We start from the raw sequence: 20,205 nt of genomic DNA on the forward strand, positions 1-20,205 counted from the left end.
GCGCAGGTCAGGGGACGATTCGATGCCCGGATCCGTACGTTGTGGCGGAACGTTCAAGGTCTGCTTTCACGAGATGCAGCAAGCTGTTTGTGCAGGTCAGGGCGTTGCCGTCCGGTAGTTGGATCCGGGCGGGGGCTCCGGTTGCTGGATTCTTGCTGGTTCGTACCTCTACGACGCCGACGGCAACCGGCTGATCGCCCGCACCTCCGCCGAAACCACCCTCTACCTCCTTCACGCGAGTACGCGCTCAGCGTGCCGGGGGCACCGTCGCGCCGAAAATCCCAGGCCGGTAGGCGCGTGCCCGCCTCCTTCGACGTCGGCCCGGCTCGGCGGAGGCCCGGGTGACGCGGTCAGAGCCTGATGACGGTGACGCGTCCGCCGGGCCTCCGGGATCCCTTCGGGGCCCGGCCGCCGGCGCACTCATGGGGCGCAGGCCTCATCGACAGGCTGTTCTCGTAGAGGCGGTGCCGGGTGATCCGGCCGTCCTCGACGGTGAGGTGAAGCGCGAAAGGGCCCTTGAAGGAGAGCGCGACGAGCCACCCGGTGCCCCCGGCCATCCGGGGCGGCAAGGAACTCCTGCACCACGGCCCGGGTGGCCTCGGCGACGGAACCTGCGGTGGTGGCTGAACTCGTCGTGGCGGCGGGGGACTTGACGGACATGGCGCTCTCCTCGCCGTTGCGGCTGGATCCTGGCGGGGTTCCCGTCGATGTGCTTGATCCTGCCGGGGGAGGGGAGAACGGTCGATCACCTCGGGGGTCATGGCCCTGGCCGCTCCATTGCGGCGGACCACGCAACCGCATGCCGTTCTGCCGCGAGCCGCTGCCACATGCCGCTCTACGCATGTCGCCCGCCGCGCGGAATACGACCGGGGCGAGCCGTTCCGGACGGCGAACCGGTTCGGCCGCAGCCACGCCGAACGGCAGGTCGCTCCCTTCGCCCGGTGGAAAGGAGTTGAGGAGGACTACTCATGCGCCCCAGCCTCAGGCCGGTGCAGGACGTGGCTGGTGAGGGCTCCGGACCGGACCGGGACGGGGTCGTGGGGTGGTGGCGTCCGCGGAGACGCGGCCGAGCCGATGGAGGAGTCGGGCGCGCAGCGGATCCGAGTCCGGGAGACCGAGTTCGCCGGTGACGGTCATGGCCTGGGTCCAGGCGGCGCGGGCTGCGTCGGGGTCGGCGGCGCCGTGGTAGATGTCGCCGAGGCGGACGAGCCCTGCGGCTTCGCTGTGGCGGTCTCCGGTCTGGTGGAACAGGTCGAGGGCCTGCCGGTAGCAGTCGACGGCCTGGGAACGCCGGCCGAGGTGGTGATGGATGTAGCCGAGGCTGTCCCAGATGTGGGCCTGCCCGTTGAGGTCTCCGGTCTCCTGAGCCAGATCGAGGGCCTGGCGGCAGTGTGCGAGGGCCTCGCGGTGGTCGCCGAGTTGGGCGAGGATCCAGCCGATGTGGTTCAGTGCGGCGGACTGCCCGGCCCGGTCCTCGGCGGCCCGGTGGTGCGTGAGGCTGTACTGAGCGTGGCCGAGTGCTTGCTGGTGGTGGCCCAGGGCCTCGGACATCCGGGACAGGTGCTGGTGGATGCGGGCCTGCCCGGCGTGGTTGCCGACTTCGCCGAACAGGTCCAGCGCGAGCAGGTAGTGCGCGCGGGCGTCGTCGGGACGGTCCAGCCGGTCCTGGGCGAGTCCGAGACCTCGGTGGGCGTGGGCCTGTCCGGCCTTGTCGTCCTGGCGCCGGGCGGCGTCCAGGGCCGTGGTGTGGACGGTGGTCAGCGCCCTCCGGTATCCGTACCGGTCGAGATAGGTCGTGAGCGCCGAGGCGAGCCGCCAGGTGTGGACGTCGAAGCCGGCGGTGGGCGCCTGTTCCACGGCGGCGAGGAGGACCGGGTACTCGGCGGTGAACCAGCCCTGTGCCTGCCGGTGGTCCGACAGTTCCCCAGGTGCGGCGCCCGGCTGGGCGGGTGGCAGAGGAGTCGGGTTGGGCCGGGGAGTCAGCAGGGCGTCGGCCCTGTGGGCGGTGTGCAGGTAGTGGTCGAACATTCGGTGCGCCGCGGTGTGCCGGGCGTCGTCGCTGTCGTGCGTGGAGACCAGTTCGGCGGCGTAGGCGCGCAGCAGGTCGTGGAAGGCGTACCGGCCGGGGGCATGTTCGGTGAGCAGATGTCCGCGGACCAGTTCGGCCAGCAGGACACGGGTGCGCGCTGCCGGTACGTCGGCCAGTGCGGCGATGGCCGGCAGCGCGGCGTCGGGCCCGGGGTGCAGGCCCAGTAACCGGAAGATCCGGGCGGGCTCGGCGCTGAGCGCGTGGTAGGACCAGGAGAACACCGCCCGCACCTGGCTGGTCGCCTCCCCGCCGTCCAGGGCGTCCAGGCGTCCGTCGGCCCGGCGCAGCTCCCCGGCGAGCGCCGCGAGCGGGAGACCGGGCTGGGCGGCGGCGCGGGCGGCAACGATCGCGAGCGCGAGTGGCAGGCCCGCGCACCGGCCGACGATCCCCCGTACAGCGACGGGTTCGGCCGCCACCCGGTCCGCGCCCAGTCGGCCGGTCAGCAGCTCCCGGGCCTCACCGGGAGCGAGCAGACCGACGGTCAGCAGATGGGCCCCTTCGGCCGCGGCCAGCCCGGTCAGCGTTTTCCGGCTGGTGACCAGCGCCAGACACCCGGGCGCCCCGGGCAGCAGCGGACGGACCTGCTCGGCATCGCGGGCGTTGTCCAGCACCACCAGCACCCGCCGCCCGGCCAGCAGGCTGCGGTACAGCCCGGCCTGCGCCTCCAGACCGGCAGGTATACGGGCCGGTGACACCCCGAAGGCGTCCAGGAACCCCCGTACCGCCTCCGCCGGGCTCATCGCCGACCCGCCGGGAGCGAACCCTCGCAGATTCACGTACAACTGCCCGTCAGGAAAGGCCTGTTGGGCCCGGTGTGCCCAGTGCACGGCCAGCGCGGTCTTGCCCACCCCCGCGGTGCCCGACACTGCCGAGATCACCACCGCCGACGGCTGATCCGCCGCCGAGGCGAGGATTTCCTCAAGCCGGGCGAGTTCCTCGTCGCGGCCGGTGAATCCGCGTACGCCCATGGGCAGTTGTACGGGGATCTCGCCCGGCCATGGCACTGTGGCCGCCGAGGACGGCCGCGCCCGGGGAGCAGCCGGGGGAGGAGCGGGGGAAGCGGCCCCGACCGACACCCGGGGTGCCGGCCACGAGTGGGGCTCGGACAGGCCTCCCCGCAGGATCGCCTGGTGTACCTCCCGCAACCCCGGACCGGGGTCGGCCCCCAGTTCCTCGGCAAGCCGCTGCCGGACGGCGGCGTAGCAGTCAAGCGCCTCCGCGCCACGCCCGGCGGCGTGCAGCGCCCGCATCAGCGCCTCGGTCAGCGGCTCCACCAGCGGATAGTCGCCCAGCAGCTCGGTCAGTGGACCGATCACAGCAATGGGATCACCGACGCGCGACTCCATGTGGGCCCACCCGACGACGGCGTCCACGCGCTGCCGCCGCCATGCCTCGCGTACACGCGCCGCCCATGGCCCGCCGAGCCCGGCCAGTGGCTCCCCGCGCCACAGTCCGAGCGCCTCGCGCAACAGCGCCGCCCGTGCCTCATCAGTCCGCCCCGCCTCCCGGGCCTGGCCGACCAACTGCCGGAACCGGTGTACGTCCACCTGGTCCGGGCGTGCCTCCAGAAGGTACCCGCTCGAACGGCGCACCAGGCGTAACCCGGGATCCCCTTCGTCTCCGGTCTGCTCGCACACCCGGCGGAGCCGGGCGATATGGGCATGCAGCGCGCGCCGTGCCCCGTCCGGCGGATCCGCGTCCCAGACCCGTTTGATCAGTACGTCGGCCGCGACGGGCCGGCCGGTGTCCACCGCCAGCGCTGCCAGCACGGACCGGCGCTGTGGTGGCCCGACCTCCGTCGTCCGGCCCCGTACCGACAGCTCCACCGGACCAAGAAGCCGCAATTCCGCCACGATGTACGCACCCCCCGCGCATATCAGCTTCACAAGTCGCGCACACCCTCACGCTGGGCGACAACCTATCGACAACGTCCTGACCCACACGCGGACTTCAGTCTGGTGAGGCGGAAACGGCGTCCATGCACGGGCGGCGCTCCGCACACGGGGAGCGGCGGCGTGAGGAGCCGGGGAGTCGTACGAAGCGGGCGGTCTGCCTGCTGAGGGCCATGACCGGATCTTCGAGCCGGCCGTCGCGATCACGGCCCGGACCGGCTTTGTGTCCTTCCGGGCTGTCGTCCACGGCCCGACCGTCGGTTCGAGGCGCTCACCTGCCCTGGCGGCCGTACCGCTGCCAGGGCATCGACCTACGGGGGGCATCCGCGAGATGGCTGGGACGACGGACGCGACGGCAGCAGGCTCGGTGATCTCCTTGCCGCAAGGAGGCGGCGCGGTGAGCGGCTTGGGGGAGAAGTTCACCCCCGACCTGTTCACGGGGACAGGGAACATGTCAGTGCCGTTGACGGTGCCCGCGGGGCGCCAGGGAGCGACACCCACGCTGTCCCTCGGGTACAGCACCGGCGGCGGTAACGGACCGTTCGGCCTCGGTTGGCAGTTGAGCCTGCCCGGGGTGTCGCGGAAGACGTCGCACGGAGTTCCGAGGTACGTCGACGCCCCCGGCGAGGGTGACGACCCGGCAGACGTGTTCGTGCTGGCGGGCGCCGAGGATCTGGTGCCGGTCGCAGGCAGCTACCCGGGCCGGGTGCGGTACCGGCCTCGTACCGAGGGACTGTTCGCCCGGATCGAGCACGTCAGGGACGCGACGGGGGACTACTGGGAGGTCCGGAGCAAGGACGGCTCGCTCACCAGGTACGGGACGCCACGCCCCGCGGAAGCGCCGCAGACCTGGGAGGACCCCGCGGTGATCGCCGACCCGGGGGATGCGAGCCGGGTGTTCGGCTGGCGGGTGACCGAGACCGTCGACGCGCTCGGCAACCTGGTCAGGTACACCTACCGTCCGGACGCGGGCACTGGGCAGCGACGGTTCGGGGCCCAGCCGCTGCTCGCGCGGGTTGCCTATGCCGACTACGGCGACCGGGCCGGGCCGGTGTTCCTGGTCAGCGTCGACTTCGAGTACACATCGCGCCCTGACCCGTTCTCCGACTACCGGGCGGGATTCGAGGTGAGGACGTCGTTGCGCTGCGACACGATCCGGGCGACGACGCATGCCGCGGACGGAGTGGCGCGGACGACACGTGAGTACCGGCTCGCATATGAGCAAGCCGCGTTCAACGGGGTGTCGCTGCTCGCGAGCGTGACCGCGGTGGGCATCGACGAGTCGGTCACGACCTCGGGCAGCGGCAGCCCGAGTGACGGGCCGACGGAACCGCCAGATGTGCCGGGGCAGGGCGACGGACCCGGTGGCGTTCCCGGATCCGATCCGCAGTCGGCGACGGCCGTCACAGCTCCTGCGGAAGAACCGCTGCCGCCGTTGGTGTTCGGGTATTCGGCCTTTGAACCGGGCGGGCGCAGATTCTCCCCGGTGACCGGACCCGGCTTCCCGGCCACCGCGTTGAACAGCCCGACGCTCGCCCTGGTAGACCTGCACGGCGCCGGCCTGCCCGACATCGTGGAACTCGGCGCGGCCGCGCGAGTGTGGCGCAATATGGGCGGCGGACGGTTCCAATTACCGCGCTCGATGGCCGAGGCGCCCCCGTTCTCGCTCGGCGAGGCGGGCGTGCGATTCCTGGACGCCGACGGCGACGGGCGGCCCGACCTGGTCGTGCCGTCGATGGGCAGGACAGGAAGGGACACCGGCCCCACGGCGGGCTACTTCCCGATGGCCTTCGCGGGCGGGTGGAGCCGCCGCGCCTTCACGGCCTATCCGCAGTCCCCGGGTGTGAGCCTCGCAGACCCGAAGGTGAAGCTGGTCGACCTCGACGGCGACGGGCTGACCGACGTGTTGAGGTCGGGCACTCGGCTGCAAGCGTGGTTCAACGACCGCGATCCCCGCCTGGCGTGGCGGCGGACCGCGGTGAGCAACGGCAGTGGTCCGCAGGTCGACCTGGCCGATCCGCGGGTGCGGCTGGCCGACATGACCGGCGACGGTCTGCAGGACATCGTGCTGCTGCGCAACGGGAACGTGTCCTACTGGCCGAACCTGGGGCACAACAGGTGGGGGGCGCAGGTATCGATGCGCCACGCGCCGCGCCTGCCCGACGGGTACGACCCGCGCCGTGTGCTGCTGGGCGACGTCGACGGCGACGGCGCCGCCGACCTGCTGTACGTCGACAGTGGGCGGGTCCTGCTGTGGGGCAATCAGTCCGGCAACGGCTGGAGCGAAGCGCCGGTCGTCATCCGCGGCACCCCGGTGGTGGCCGACATCGACGCGCTCGAACTGTCCGACCTGTACGGCACCGGGATGGCGGGGCTGTTGCTGAGCCGGGCGGCAGGCGTCTCCGGCGGGCCCCAGGCGCGATTCCTCGACTTCACCGGTGGAGTCAAGCCGCACCTGCTCACGATGATGGACAACCGACTCGGTGCCGTCACCCGGGTGACGTACACGCCGTCGACGCAGGAGTACCTGCGTGACGCCGCCGATCCGGCCACCCGATGGCGCACCACGCTGCCCTTCCCCGTACAAGTGGTGACGAAGGTCGAGGTCGCCGACCGGATCTCGGGCGGCACGCTGGCCACCGAATACCGCTACCGCCACGGCTACTGGGACGGCATCGAGCGTGAGTTCCGCGGGTTCGCGCTGGTCGAGCACCTCGACACGGAGTCGTTCGCCGGGGCGGCGGGCACGGCGGGCTCGGGCGTGCCGGAGGGCCACTACGCGCCACCCGTGCTCACCAGAACCTGGTTCCACTCCGGTCCGGTCGCCGCCGACGAGGCTGGGGACTGGACCGAACTCGACTTCAGCCACGAGTACTGGCAAGGCGACGCGCCCATGCTGTCCAGGCCCGCCGAGCAGCTCGCGTTCCTGGCCGGGCTGCCGCGCCGCGCCCGCCGCTCGGCATTGCGCACCTTGCGCGGGCAGGCCCTGCGCACCGAGGTGTACGCGGTGGACGGCAGCGCGCTGTCCGACCGGCCCTACACCGTGACGGAGACGCTGTCGGGCGTGCGGGAGGAGGAGGCAGCGGGCGGCGGGCCCGACCGGGAACGCATCTTCTTCCCGTTCTCGCTCGGCGGGCGCACGACCCAGTGGGAGCGCGGCCCCGAGCCCATGACTCAGTTCACCTTCCCCGCCGGACACGACGCGTACGGGTTCGCGACCGGGGAGGTCTCCATCGCCGTGCCGCGCGGCCGCGACCCGCTGGCGGGCGCCGCGCCGGCCACGGTGCCCGAGCCCTACCTGGCCACGTATGCGACCACGGAGTACGCCCGCCGCGACGACGCCGACCGCTATCTCGTCGACCGGGTCGCCAGGACATCGAGCTACGAGGTCGTCAACGACGGCCGCCTGCCGGTGCCCGCCCTGTGGGACGCGGTCCTGGCCGGCCCGGTGACAGGGACGGGACTGTCGCTACGGATGATCGGACATACCCGTACGTACTTCGACGGTGACGCGTTCGTCGGGCTGGCCCTCGGCGTGCTGGGTGAGTACGGCCTGCCGGTGCGCACCGAGTCCCTCGCGTTCACCGACGCATTCCTCGATGACCTGTACCGGGCCGGCGACCCGCTCGCGGTCGGGCCGCGGCCGGTCGTCCTGGGCCCCGGGCCGGTGAGCGGGTGGCCGGCGGAATATCCGGCCGAGTTCCGTGCCGCGCTACCGGCCCTGGCCGGGTACCGGCGCTATGCAGTCGGCGACGTGCCCGGATCGCCGGGCGGTTTTTACGTGGTGTCCGGCCGGCACCGCTACGACGTCCATGTCCCGGGCCGGGTGAAGCGCGGCATGCCGGTCGCCACCCTCGATCCGGTCGGCGCGCAGAGCACGATCGACTACGACGAGCACGACCTGCTGGCGGTCCGCACGGTCGACGCCGCGGGCCTGGCGGTCTCGGCGGTGAACGACTACCGGGTTCTGCAGCCGCGCGAGGTGACCGACGTCAACGGCAACTCCACCTCGGTGACGTTCTCCCCGGTAGGGCTGGTCACCGCCCAGTACGTGCGCGGCAAGAACGGCGAGGGCGACCGCGACGCGCCCGGTGTGCGCACGGTGTACGACCTGCACGCGTTCGCCGGGCGCGGACGGCCGGCCTCGGTGCGCAGCATCAGCCGGGTGCACCACGACACCGAACCCGATGTCGCAGCCGGAGAGCGGGACGAGGTGATCGTCTCGGTGGCATACTCCGACGGTTTCGGCCGGGTGCTGCAGACCCGGTCGCAGGCCGAGGAGACACTCTTCGGCGACCCGTCCTTCGGCGGCAACGCCATCCCGGCCGGCGACCTCACGCCCCCAGGCGATTCGACGGGCCGGACCAGGGCGCCGGGCAGCCCGGACAACGTGGTCGTGTCCGGCTGGCAGGTGTACGACAACAAGGGCCGGGCGGTGCAGAAGTACGAGCCGTTCTTCTCCGCCGGGTACGACTACGCGCCGCCTCTCGACGCTCAGCTCGGACAGAAGGCGATCATGTTCTACGACCCGCGCGGACGGGTCGAGCGCACGGTGAACCCGGACGGCAGCGAGCAGCGTGTGGTCTTCGGTATCCCTGCCGACCTGGCGGATCCGGACCACTACCTGCCGACGCCGTGGGAGTCCTGCACCTACGACGCGAACGACAACGCCGGCCGTACCCACCCGGCGCAGGCACAGCCGTACGCGAGCCACTGGAACACCCCGTCCGGCGTGGAGGTCGACGCGCTCGGCCGCGCGGTCACCGCGGTCGACCGCAACGGCCACGCGCCGTCCGACTGGTTCACCACCCGCTCGGCGTACGACATTCAGGGCAACCTGGTGGCGATCACCGACGCGCTGGGCCGCGAGGCGTTCCGGTACTCCTTCGACCTGGCCAAGCGTCGTTGGCGGACCGACAATATCGACGCCGGCCGCCGCGACACCGTCCCCGATGCCCTGGGGAGCGTCGTCGAGAGCCGTGACAGCAAGGGCGCGCTCATCCTGGGCGCGTTCGACCTGCTGCACCGGCCGACGCGGGTCTGGGCCAGGGACGACGCCACCGGCCCGGTCACCCTGCGGCAACGCATCGACTACGGCGACGCCGGCACGCCCGCCCAGCGCCCCGTCGAACGGGACGGCGCCCGCACCCGCAACCTGCTCGGCCGGGCGGTCCACCACCGGGACGAAGCCGGGTACGTCGCCACCGTCTCTGTCGACTTCAAGGGCAACGCGGTGCAGAGCACCCGCACGGTGATCGCCGACGCGCCCGTCCTGGCCACCTACGACCGGGCGGCCACCGCCGGCTGGCAGGTGCAGCCGTTCCGGGTCGACTGGACGCCAGGCCCTGGCCAGACCCAGGCCCAGCGCGACGGGCAACTGCTGGAGCCGGCCGCCTACGTCACGTCTGCCCAGTACGACGCCCTGAACCGTGTCAAGAGGCGCTTCCTGCCCACCGACGTGGAGGGCAAGCGGCACGTGCTGTACCACACGTACAACCGCGCGGGTGCGCTGGAGCAGGTGCAGCTCGACGGCACCGTGCACGTCAAGCGCATCGCCTATGACGCCAAGGGCCAACGATCGCTGATCGCCTACGGCAACGGCGTGATGACCCGCTATGCCTACGACCCGCACACGCTCCGACTGGTCCGGCTGCGCAGCGAGCACTACAACCAGGTCGACGCGACGACATACCGGCCGACGGGACCCGCTCTTCAGGACCACGGCTACGACTACGACCTGGCCGGCAACCTCATCACCCTGCGCGACCGCACACCCGGCAGCGGCATTCCCAACAACCCCGAAGCACTGACCAGTGCCAACCCTCCACTGCGCGCCCTGCTCGGCAGCGGTGACGCGCTCAACAGGCGCTTCTCCTACGACCCCACCTACCGGCTGGTGACCGCCACCGGCCGCGAACACCAGGCGCCGCCGACCGGGGATCCGTGGATCGATCTGCCCCGCGGCACCGACGCCACCAAAGCCCAGCCCTACACCGAGACCTACCGCTACGACCCCGTCGGCAGCATCCTGCGACTCACCCACGCGGGTACCGGCGGCTTCACCCGCGACTTCACCGTCCTGACCGACAGCAACCGACTGCACCGGATGACCGTCGGCACGTCGCCGTACGACTACACCTACGACCCGAACGGCAACCTGACCGCCGAGACAACCAGCCGGCACTTCGCCTGGAACCTCGCCGATCAGCTCGTCACCTTCGCAACGCAGACAGCGGGCGCTGAGCCCTCCGTGCACGCCCACTATCTCTACGACGCCACCGGGCTGCGCGTGAAGAAACTCGTCCGACGGCAGGGCGGCGGAGTCGAGGTGACCCACTACCTCGACGACGCCTTCGAGCACCATCGCTGGACCGGACCGCAATCCGGCACGAACAACCTCGTCCACGTCATGGACGACCGCCAACGGGTCGCTCTCATCCGGGTCGGCGCGGCTCACCCCGACGACCGCGGCCCAGCCGCCGCCGTCCACCTCGCCGACCACCTCGGCAGCGGCACCACCGTCGTCGACGGCGCCGGCGCACTCGTCAACCGCGAGGAGTACACCCCGTACGGCGAAACCAGCTTCGGCAGCTACACCCGCAAGCGGTACCGCTTCACCGGGAAGGAACGCGACGAAGAAAGTGGCCTCACACGCTGCGGGGTGAGGTATTTGATGCCGTGGGCCGGGAGGTGGACGAGCTGCGACCCCCTTGAGGCCGCAGGCGGTCTCAACAGCTTCGAATACGCCAACGACAATCCCTCGTGTCTCGTGGACCCCGAAGGAATGGCGCCCGAAGCGCCCCCTGCCCAAGATTATCCAAGAGACGAGAATGGGGTTATCCAACTTCCTGGTGAAGTCATCCATGTAACGGGGACAGCGCCCGCACCTTCGAATCTCGACCGTGCCGTGGCGAACGGACTGAGTCACGCCAGTACCCGGGATGAAATGGAACGCCAGGAGACCTGGGAATACGAGCGGCAGCCCAATGCGCTTAGTCGCGAACAACGGGCGGACTACTACCGCGACCACCCGGGGGCCGACGCCGACTACTACGCCGGTGTGCAAGATCGGCACAACGCCTACTGGGCTCGCGAAGAGGCGCGGCTTCGTGGCCAGCAGCGGCGGATGGACAACGCCGCAAGCGTCGTCGACAAGATCGTCGTAGCCCACGCGGCAGCCGCCGCGATCCTCGTCGGCGGCGAGGCGCTCGCCGCCGCGAGCGTGAGCCGAATCGCCTACTGGCTCGGTCCGAAGCTCTACTTTTCGAGCCGCGTGGCCCCTGTTGTTGCCCTCGGCGTGGGCGTCCTCTCCCCGCCGGGCGCCCCCGACCTCGACCTGCCCGGCCAAGCCGACGACGCCGGAAGGCTGGTCCGCGGGATCTTCTCCAAAGGAATTCGCCGGGTCGGCAATAACGGGGCGAAAAACGAACAATTCGAGGCCGCGATCAAGGAGGCGGAACGTCAGATGGGATTCAAGCTCACGCATAAACAACGGCGAGATTGTCATCAAATGGTCAGCAAGCAGGACTTTTCGTTCCGCGAAATGGTGGACGCGTTTGTTGGTGTGTACGGGCATCGTCGTTGAATCCCAGCCATGAAGTCGGGCGTCTGTGGCTCATGGAATGACGCCACTGAATTACAAGAGGGAGGCAAGATCGTGAGCGTTACCGTACAGATCAATTCACCGGCCACGAATGCGGTGATGGGCCGCACGGTCACCGTGACCGCCCAGGTGAACGGACTCGTCGCGCAGGGCGGAGACCACGACCCCTACGACATTCTCACCACCGTGATGGTCTCCGTCGCCGGACTGCCCGCGGTGCAGGCGAGCAGCGTGGGCGGGGCATGGACGGCCCAGGTGCCCCTGCCGGCATCCGTCGCGCCGGGCACGCAGATCTCGGTCACGGTGACTGCCAATTACCGTGCGATTTCTTTCTACATCCCGTATCCCGAGCAGTGGCCCGACGTATGGTCGGCTAATTCCGTCGCACTCAGCAGCTCCCAGACCGTCCAGGTGCAGATGGCGTTACCGCCGGCGTTCACCTGGGTGGCCCCTGCCGCCGGCAGCACGGTCGACCTGCTGGAGGGGGGTGCACAGGTCAGTGTCCAGCTGAACATCACGCGTGCCCAGCGCCTGCCGCTCACGATCGCCATCACCCGGGACGGTACGACCACGTCCGCGCCGTTCACCGGCGGCTCCTCGTACCAGGTGCCTGTGAGCCTGCTGCCCATGCCGCTCGGGGCACGGTCCATCACCGTCACCTGTAGCGATCCCGACGGCCTCACCGCGACGCAGACCCGCACATTCACCGGCCGGGACGCGGCGCCGCCCAGGTTGCAGGCCGCGGCCACCACGACAGTCGTCGGCGACGCCAACGGTGCCGCGACGGCATCCCTGCAAGGGACGGCGCCCGACGCGCAGAGCGGCATGGTCGGCGGCAGCGCCAAGGTGGAATGGGCGCTGTCCGCCAACGGCACGAGGACGGCGGCGAAGCCGGTGTCCGGCAATGACTTCAGCAACTGGACGGCGGACGTACCTCTGTCCGGGTTCGGCGCGCACACCGTCCACCTGCGGGCGACCGACAACGCGGGCACCACGGCGGCCAAGGACATCCAGGTCACGGTGATCAGCTCGTACGTGCCCACGACACTGGAAGAACGGCTCAACGAACGCGCATATCTCGCCGCGCTGTTGTCCTTCGTGCACGAGCAGGTCAACGTGCCCGGCCCGCCCGCCGCTCCGCTCGACACCGCGACCCTGGTCGCCGCACTCGGGCAGCCGGTCGACCGGCTCAGCCAGCCGCTGTCGGCTGCGGCCGACCGAGGCACCCGCGAAGTCAATCAGCTACGGATACCGGTGGAGCTCCTGAGAGCCCGCATCGCGGCCACGAACACTCCCACCGGCCCCGGTGCCAACCTGGAACTGCGGTACCGCACCACGTCCTACGCGTCGCTGCTCGCAGCCGCCGGAACGTCCTATGCGGAACTGCGGCTGGCGCGGGGCACCGACACCGTGACCCGCCAGGCGCTCGCCGCCCGGCTCGGCATCACGCTGTCGGCGACCGCGCCCGACGAGCTGGACCAGCTGCTCATCGACAGCCCCGCCCTCACCGAGACGGCGCTGGAGATACTGTTCGGCCTGCCGTCGACCACCGCTTCCGACCCGCTGCGCGCCCCTGCCGTGCCACTCCTGCTCAGCCGGCGACTGTCCGCCCAGTCACTTGCCTGGGCCGCGCAGGACCAACACCCGAACGCGCCGAGGGCCTTCGGAGTGCTCGCCGACCCCGACGTGATCAGCGCCGCCGACGTGATCAGCGGCCCGGTCGGTGATCCCGTCCGCAAGCTGCTGACGGACCGGGCTCAGGCACTGGCCGCGTTCACGGGCACCCTGTCGGCCCTCATGCCGGGCAAGACCCCGGCGGCCGGGCTGGCGGCGATGCTCGCGCTGGCGCAGCCCGGCCTCGATCTCGCGGCTCTCGCGGCCAAGGACGCACAAGGCATCGACATCAGCGGCACCCTCACCGCGCAGGGCCTGACCCGCGCCGGCTTCGTCCACCTCAGGAAGCTGAGCGCCCTGGCAGGCACCGGGACCGTCACCACCGCCGAGTGGGACGACGGCCTGGCCGTACTCACCGCTGCGCACAAGCGGCGGAACCTGTACCCCTCCTGGCGGGCGGCCGAGTCGGGCTTCGTACTCTCGCCGGACTTCTTCGTCCGTGGCGGCACCGGTCCCACACCCGGCCCGTACCGGGCAGAGGGGGATGCCCGCGCCGAGTGGCAGAGTGTGCTGCGGGCCAGGATCGCGCAGCGCCAGGACCTCATCGACGCCAACGCGCAGGCCGTGGCGGCGACCGAACAGGCTGCTCTGCCCATCCTGCGCGACGCGCTGCTCACCGACCTGGCCACCGAACCGGCCGCTACCACCGGAAGCGTGGGCGAGGCGTTGTCCGCGCGGTACTTCGTCGACATGCTCGCGGGCGGGACACTGCGCACCACCCGTATCAGGCAGGCCGTCGAAAGCGTGCAGTCGCTGCTGTCGGCGAAACGGTCGGGCGAACTCGCCGCGGACCATCCGGCGGCGGGCTGGGCGCTCAGAAACGGCGTCGACACCTTCGCCGCCGCATGGGCGTGGCTGGGCGAGCAGGGAAGCTGGCGGGCGGCCACCACGGCCTTCCTGTTCCCCGAGCGGCACCTCGACCCCACCTTGCTGGTCCCGAGCACCAAAACCATGACGTCAGGATCGTCACAACTACCCCTGGACATCCTCTTCGCCCAGATCAGCGCGCCGGGGGCCACATTCACCGCCGGGACCGCCGTCAAGCTGGCGGCCGACTACCTGGTGAACAAGAAGATCACGTTCCCCGCGTCGTACACCTATCTCGATCCGCAGCGTACGGACGACCACCAGACCAGGCTCTCTGGGGACCCGAAGCATCCGGAAGACCCCAAGCCTCCGGACGAGCCGGTCCGCAAGGAGGTCTTCTGGGTGGTGCCGATGCTGCTGGCCCAGCGCCTGCAGACGGCCGGCGACTACCGGGCCGCGCTCGACTGGTACTGGACCGTCTATTCGTACGACCGCGTCAGCCCGAAGTCCATCTACAGCGGGATCAACAACGAAACGATCTCCAGTCCCGATCTGACCTTCCCGCCGGGCTGGACGGCCGGCCTCGACCCGTTCACGCTGGTGGGCTCGGCGTCGGCCAAGCGTCCGAAGCCTTACACCCGATACACCCTGCTGTCGATCATCAGGTGCCATCTCGACTACGCGGACGCCGAGTTCGCCCGGGAGACCGACGAGTCGGTCGCGCATGCCCGCACCCTGTACGTCACCGCACGCAGGCTGCTCGACTCCCCGGCTCTGGTGCCGCAGAAGCCGACGAACACGGGGGAGCCGGCCCTGCCGATCCCGGAACTCGTCATCCTGCGCACCCGGGTGGACATGCAACTGGCCAAGCTGCGCCAGGGCCGCAACATTGCGGGCATGCCGCGCGCGCAAGGGCTCGCAGCCGCCACGGTCAGCCAGCCGACCCCGTACCGCTTCAAGGTCCTGCTGGAGCGGGCCAAACAGCTCACCGCGCAGGCCGCCCAGATGGAGGCGGGCTACCTCGCCGCCCTGGAGAAGTACGACGAGCGCAACCTGCGCCTCTACGACGCGGTCAAGGCGGTCGACCTCAGCGCGGCGCAGGCCACGGTGGCGGCGAGCCGAGTCGGCGAGGCCAAGGACGCCGCCACGGCGGCGGAGGCCCAGAAGACGAAGGCCGACACGCTGGTCACCACTTACACCGCCGCCATCGAGGCGCCTGCGAACCAGTACGAGCAGGACCTGCTGGACAGCTACGCCGAGATGCGCGACATCAGAGACCGCATCTCGGAGACCGATGCGACGATCGGTGTCCTGCAGGCGGCTTCTCAAACGGCCAGCATGTGGGAAACGGTTTCCTCCTTCGGGCTGAAGGTGGGGCTGGCTGCTGGGATCTCCGCGGCCACCGTGACCAAGGCCGTCTTCCAACACCAGCAGAACGACCTCGAAGCGCAGATGCAGGCCAACCAGTTGCGGGCCGGCGTCGAGCAGCGCAAGGACGAGTGGCGGCGCCAGGTGGTTGCCGCCCAGCAGGACGTGCAGATCGCCGGGGCACAGATCACCGTGGCCAAGGACCAGGTCACGATCGCCCTGGGGGAACAGGCCGTCGCGACGCTGCAACACGACCAGGCGATGGGCACCCTGACGTTCCTCAACGGACAGTTCACCAACGCCGACCTGTACCTGTGGATGAGCAACACGCTGGGCGGGGTGTACCGGTACTTCCTGCAGCAGGCCACCGCCACCGCCCGGCAGGCGCAGGCCCAACTGGCGTTCGAACGGGCGGAGCCGGCCCGGGTCCTGATCCGTCAGGACTACACGCAGTCGCCCGCCGAACTCACCACCAACGCGGGACCCAGCCGCCAGGGCCTGACCGGCGCCGAGCAGCTCAGCGAGGACCTCACTCGCCTCGACGAGTACGCCTTCACCTCGGCCCGGCGGCGGTTGAACCTGACGCAGACGCTCTCGCTGGCCCGGCTCATGCCGGTGGAGTTCCAGGAGTTCCGGCGCACCGGAACGCTCGCGTTCACCACGCCCACGTCCCTGTTCGACGCCGACTTCCCGGGGCACTATCTGCGGCTGATCCGCCAGGTGCGGGCCAGTCTGGTGGCCCTCGTCCCGCCCGACCGCGGAATCCGGGCCACGCTGTACTCCAACGGGATCTCCCGGGTGACCACCGGAGGCGACGGCTCCTTCCAGGATGTCGTGGTACGCAGCGACCCCGGTATCGTCGCCCTGACGTCGCCGGTCAACGCCAGCGGGGTGTTCGAGCTCGACGCCCAGTCGGACATGCTGCTGCCGTTCGAGGGCAGTGGTGTGGACACCAGCTGGGAGTTCCGGTTGCCGCCCGCTGCCAACCCGCTCGACTTCTCCAGCATCGTCGACCTGCTGGTCACGGTCGATTACACCGCCGCCTACGACGACACCTACCGCGACCAGGTGGTCACCAGGCTCAACGCCAACCGGGACCGGGGCGCCGACTGCGTGTTCAGCCTGGCCCGCGACTTCCCCGACCAGTGGTACGACCTCAACAACCCGGCCGACCCGGCGGCCAGGTCGGCGACGCTCGCACTGCGCGACGTCGACTTTCCGGTCGGGATCGACGACCTCGCCGCCGCGGCCGTCGCCGTTCGCCTGTCGAGCGACGCCACGGTCCCCGAGACCACGATCTCGCTGCGGCATGGTGCTGTCGGGGGCACGGCCACGGCAACCAACGGCATGGCCAGCACCCGCCGTGGCAACGCCACAGCCTGGACGTCGTTCCTCGGTACCAGCCCAGCGGGGGACTGGCAGCTCAGCTTCGGCAGCGAGGCAAGTGCCCTGTTCAATTCCGGCGCGCTCGACGACATCCTGCTCGTCCTGAGCTGGACCGGGCAGGGCCCTGCCTGGGCGCGCTAGAGCCGGATTCCGCTTTCCGTGGGTATAAGTCCTGGTGGCGGGGTGGTTCGGGTGCTCGGGAGCGGGTGCGGGCGGTGGTGTTACGGGCATGGCCGGGCCGTGATGAGGACGAGCGGGTGGTGGTGCGTCGGCTGTCGCGGGCCCGCGAGGCGCCGCGAGATGTGGTGACGCGGGCCCGGATGGTCGAGCTGGTCCGGGCTGCGGGTTGCGGGTGCCGAATAATCACCCGTCCTGCTCACGCGGCATGTTGGTGCTCGTGGAGGGTTCCGCCCAGTCGATCTCGTCGGCGGATGTTCAAGTGCGGTGCCTGGCCGAGTTCAGCGATGAGGTCGGGCAACGGTTCGGAGTGGAGCTGCTTGATCCAGGGCCCGGTGCGGCCGATGCCCGTTGTGGGACGACTCCAACTCGCTCAGGGCGTGCAGGAGATGGCTCTGGTTCTGGATGAGGGTGCGGTCCAGCAGCTCGCGTCGGCAGGTCCGCATCCAGCGTTCCACGATGGAGTTCATCCGCGGTATCCGGATACCGCTGGTGACGACCTCCAGTCCGGCATCGGCGAGTACAGCGTTGACGGCTGCCGTGAACTTCGAGTCGCGGTCAGAGCGACGTCGTAGCCAACTCCGTTGGCTGGCAGGTGTATCGGTACGACCTAGAGCGCCCGTCGCAGGCCGCGAAGTCCTGCGCCGGTTCCGGCAGGGCGAGGACCTTGGCGGGGACCGGCGGCGGCTGGAGCTGCTGGACTGGACCGACCCCTTCGGGGATGTCCCGCGCCGGCCCTGCACCCGTGGTCAGCGGGCCGGCCAAGACGTGGTGCACAGGTAGGTCTTTCACTACTGGGCGATCGACGACCTCGTCTGCCAACTGCACCTGCCCGGCATGGAGGCCACCGCCGGGCTGATACTGCTCACCGCGATGACTGGGCAGAACAAGAGCGTCCTGCTCAAGACCCCGGCGGTCCGCCACCGGGCAGACGGCTACACCAGCGCCACACCGACGGCGATCGTCGAGACCCACAAACCGCGGCTAGGGCCTGTCCGGCGGATCTTGTCAGCGAGCGCGAAGTGGTGCCATGAGTGCAGAGGGGATTCGGTCTGTCCTCATGCGCAGGCGGCGTGGGAACCGGCAAGGTCCGCCAGGCAGGCCCTAGCGGAGGACCTGCTCGATGTGGTGGTCGAGGATGCGCTCGGCGGCTTCCGGAGTCCGGTAGCCGAGGGCGATGTCCACGCCGAGGCTGGTGGCGAGGGACCAGCAGATGTCGGCGTCGGTACGTTCCTCGCCGTACCGCTCATGGCCCCGTTCCTCCCGGGCCGCCGTGATGAGGGCGGCGGTGAGGGTGAGCAGCTCGTCGTCGCCCGGCGCCAGCACCTTGGCCATCGTCGGATCGGAGACCGCCCGGCCCGCGGCCGCCAGCGCGAAGCGCATCAGCCGCGTGCTCTCCTCGGCCGGGCTGATCAGGGCGTGCAGGCAGGCGCGGAGGACGGCCTCCGGGCTGCTCGTGTCAGCGGCGGTGACCGCGTTTTCGATGGTGGCGTTCACGGCTCGTACGGCCCGGTCGAGGGCGTCGCGGATCAGGGTCTGCATCGAGGAGTAGTAGTGCTGAACCTGGCCCATGGAGACGCCCGCCTCCTCGGCCACCTTGCGCAGCGACACCTGCTCGATGCCACCGCGCACGGCCAGTGACCAGACGGCCTCGACGAGGCGCGTCCTGCGCGCTTCGTGGTCCACGATCTTCGGCACGACGCCGCCTTCCTCGCCATCTTCACCATGCGATCGCATTGCAAAACCGAGTACCACCGGTTTACAGTGCAAGTGCATTGTAAACGGAAGTCAGGCCCAGGAGGGTCCCATGAAATACGGCCTCTACCAGGCCCTCGGCATGGCGTTGCTCGTCATCGGAGCCCAGGGTGCAATCCGCCAGCTTGTCGACCACGGCAACGCCGGCCTGCTGGGCTGGCTACCTGGAGGCTTCGCCGCGAGCATCACCGTGTACGCACTGACCGTGGTGATCGGCGCGGTCATGGCGGGGCGGGCTCACGATGCTCGTAAGGCGGTTGACGACTGACTCGGCGCGGGGGGTTTTCAGACGCCCTCGTAAGAAGACGAGCGTCTATCCAGCTGATCATGGGCGAAGCCAGAGTCGGATCGAAGCGACGGTGACGGTGCCGTGGAAGACGTAGGCGCGTTTGTCGTATCTGGTGGCCACGGCTCTTGAGTTCTTAAGGCCATTGATCGTCCGCTCCACTTCGTTCCTCCTCTTGTAGATCGTCTTGTCGAAGCCGGTGGGACGGCCGCCCCGGCTCTGGCGGTGAACGCGCTGATTCTTCGGCTCGGGGATGGTGTGCTTGATCTGGCGTCGCCGCAGGTAGCGGCGGTTGCGGCGGGACGAGTACGCCTTGTCGCCGCCGACATGGTCGGGACGGGTGCGGGGGGGGGGGGCACTATCGAGGCGACTGACCCGGATACGGTCCATGACGGGGATGAACTGTGGGGCGTCGCCCCACTGACCGGGAGTGATCAGCAGGGCAAGTGGGCGCCGTCCGCCCTCCCCGGCGAGGTGAATCTTGCTGGTCAGGCCGCCCCGGGAGCGTCCGAGTCCCTCGTCGGGGCGGTGCTGCCGAGGCGTGCGTCTTTTCCCGGAACCCGCGGAGATCTCCGGCGCGCTCCTGCGGCGTGCTGGTGGGCCCGGCAGGAGGTCGAGTCCACGCTGACCATCGACCAGTCGATGCGGCCTTCTGCCTCGACGTCAGCCAGGACAGCGGCGAAGATTCTGTCCCAGGTGCCGTCCGCCGACCAGCGTCTGTGACGTTCGTGCACAGTCTTCCACTTGCCGAAACGTGCAGGCAGATCCCGCCATGGCACCCCCGTGCGGTTGCGATACAGGATCCCGTTGATAACCCTGCGATGGTTTACCCAACGGCCGCCCCGACTACCGGACTTCGGCAGATGCGGCTTCAGCCGGGCCCATTCCGCGTTCGTGAGATCCCCTCGCCCCATAGGCATGCCAACGATCAAAGGGTGGGTCGGTCACATGATCCGCCGGACAGGCCCTAGTCCGAGTTTTTCGACTCCGGTATCGGCTGGAGCGTTTTGCTGTCCACCCCAGGGCGGCACGCGACTACGCTGAAGCCCTGCTGTCCACCCTGATCGGTGTTGCCGGCGGAGGCGCCATCGGCTTCGCGTTCCCCTCGCTTTTGGCGCGTCACCGAGCACAACACCCGCTTCCTACGCCTCCACCCCTGTCTCTTATA

General features: G+C 70.0%; 7 protein-coding genes and 1 pseudogene. 3 read left to right on the forward strand and 5 right to left on the reverse strand.

The genetic code is table 11. The features are described 5' to 3' along the window. Positions 1 to 350: 350 nt before the first annotated feature. Positions 351 to 569 (reverse strand): nuclear transport factor 2-like protein, encoded by a 219-nt coding sequence (locus G5C60_RS52335; RefSeq protein ID WP_241267116.1) that lies wholly within the window; start codon positions 567 to 569, stop codon positions 351 to 353. 412 nt (positions 570 to 981) lie between these two features. Then, positions 982 to 3,942, reverse strand: coding sequence for an AfsR/SARP family transcriptional regulator (locus G5C60_RS27755; RefSeq protein WP_338145946.1), 2,961 nt, complete (start codon positions 3,940 to 3,942; stop codon positions 982 to 984). 436 nt (positions 3,943 to 4,378) lie between these two features. Between G5C60_RS27755 and G5C60_RS27760 the strand changes: the two genes are divergently transcribed. Together G5C60_RS27760 and G5C60_RS53750 are read left to right on the forward strand one after the other, a co-directional pair. Continuing rightward, positions 4,379 to 11,566: a SpvB/TcaC N-terminal domain-containing protein gene (locus G5C60_RS27760; RefSeq protein ID WP_165263664.1), complete on the forward strand. Its 7,188-nt coding sequence runs from the start codon at positions 4,379 to 4,381 to the stop codon at positions 11,564 to 11,566. A gap of 72 nt (positions 11,567 to 11,638) precedes the next feature. Further along, positions 11,639 to 16,960, forward strand: coding sequence for a Tc toxin subunit A-related protein (locus G5C60_RS53750; protein WP_165263665.1), 5,322 nt, complete (start codon positions 11,639 to 11,641; stop codon positions 16,958 to 16,960). Between the two features lie 235 nt (positions 16,961 to 17,195). On the opposite strand, the pseudogene G5C60_RS27770 reads toward G5C60_RS53750, so the two are convergent. Together G5C60_RS27770 and G5C60_RS27775 are read right to left on the reverse strand one after the other, a co-directional pair. Beyond that, a pseudogene (locus tag G5C60_RS27770) lies at positions 17,196 to 17,556 on the reverse strand (integrase core domain-containing protein); the annotation flags it as partial. A gap of 544 nt (positions 17,557 to 18,100) precedes the next feature. Continuing rightward, a complete protein-coding gene (locus G5C60_RS27775; RefSeq protein ID WP_165263666.1) occupies positions 18,101 to 18,694 on the reverse strand; it encodes a TetR family transcriptional regulator C-terminal domain-containing protein in 594 nt (197 codons plus the stop codon). Between the two features lie 109 nt (positions 18,695 to 18,803). Between G5C60_RS27775 and G5C60_RS27780 the strand changes: the two genes are divergently transcribed. After that, positions 18,804 to 19,019 carry a hypothetical protein gene (locus tag G5C60_RS27780; RefSeq protein ID WP_165263667.1) on the forward strand — a complete coding sequence of 72 codons (216 nt, stop codon included), beginning with the start codon at positions 18,804 to 18,806 and terminating at the stop codon, positions 19,017 to 19,019. Positions 19,020 to 19,076: 57 nt separating this feature from the next. On the opposite strand, the gene G5C60_RS27785 is transcribed toward G5C60_RS27780, so the two are convergent. After that, positions 19,077 to 19,951 (reverse strand): IS5 family transposase gene (locus G5C60_RS27785; protein WP_165263670.1). Its coding sequence is split into 2 segments (ribosomal slippage): positions 19,077 to 19,588 and positions 19,588 to 19,951, totalling 876 coding nucleotides; the frame shifts between segments, so codons are not numbered across the junction. Between the last annotated feature and the right edge of the window lie 254 nt (positions 19,952 to 20,205).

This window comes from Streptomyces scabichelini, assembly GCF_011045015.1.
Taxonomy (GTDB): domain Bacteria; phylum Actinomycetota; class Actinomycetes; order Streptomycetales; family Streptomycetaceae; genus Streptomyces; species Streptomyces scabichelini.

Coding starts and splice junctions, on each gene's coding strand:
- G5C60_RS27780 (WP_165263667.1), top strand. CDS start 18,804: ATGAAATACGGCCTCTACCAGGCCCTCGGCATGGCGTTGCTCGTCATC.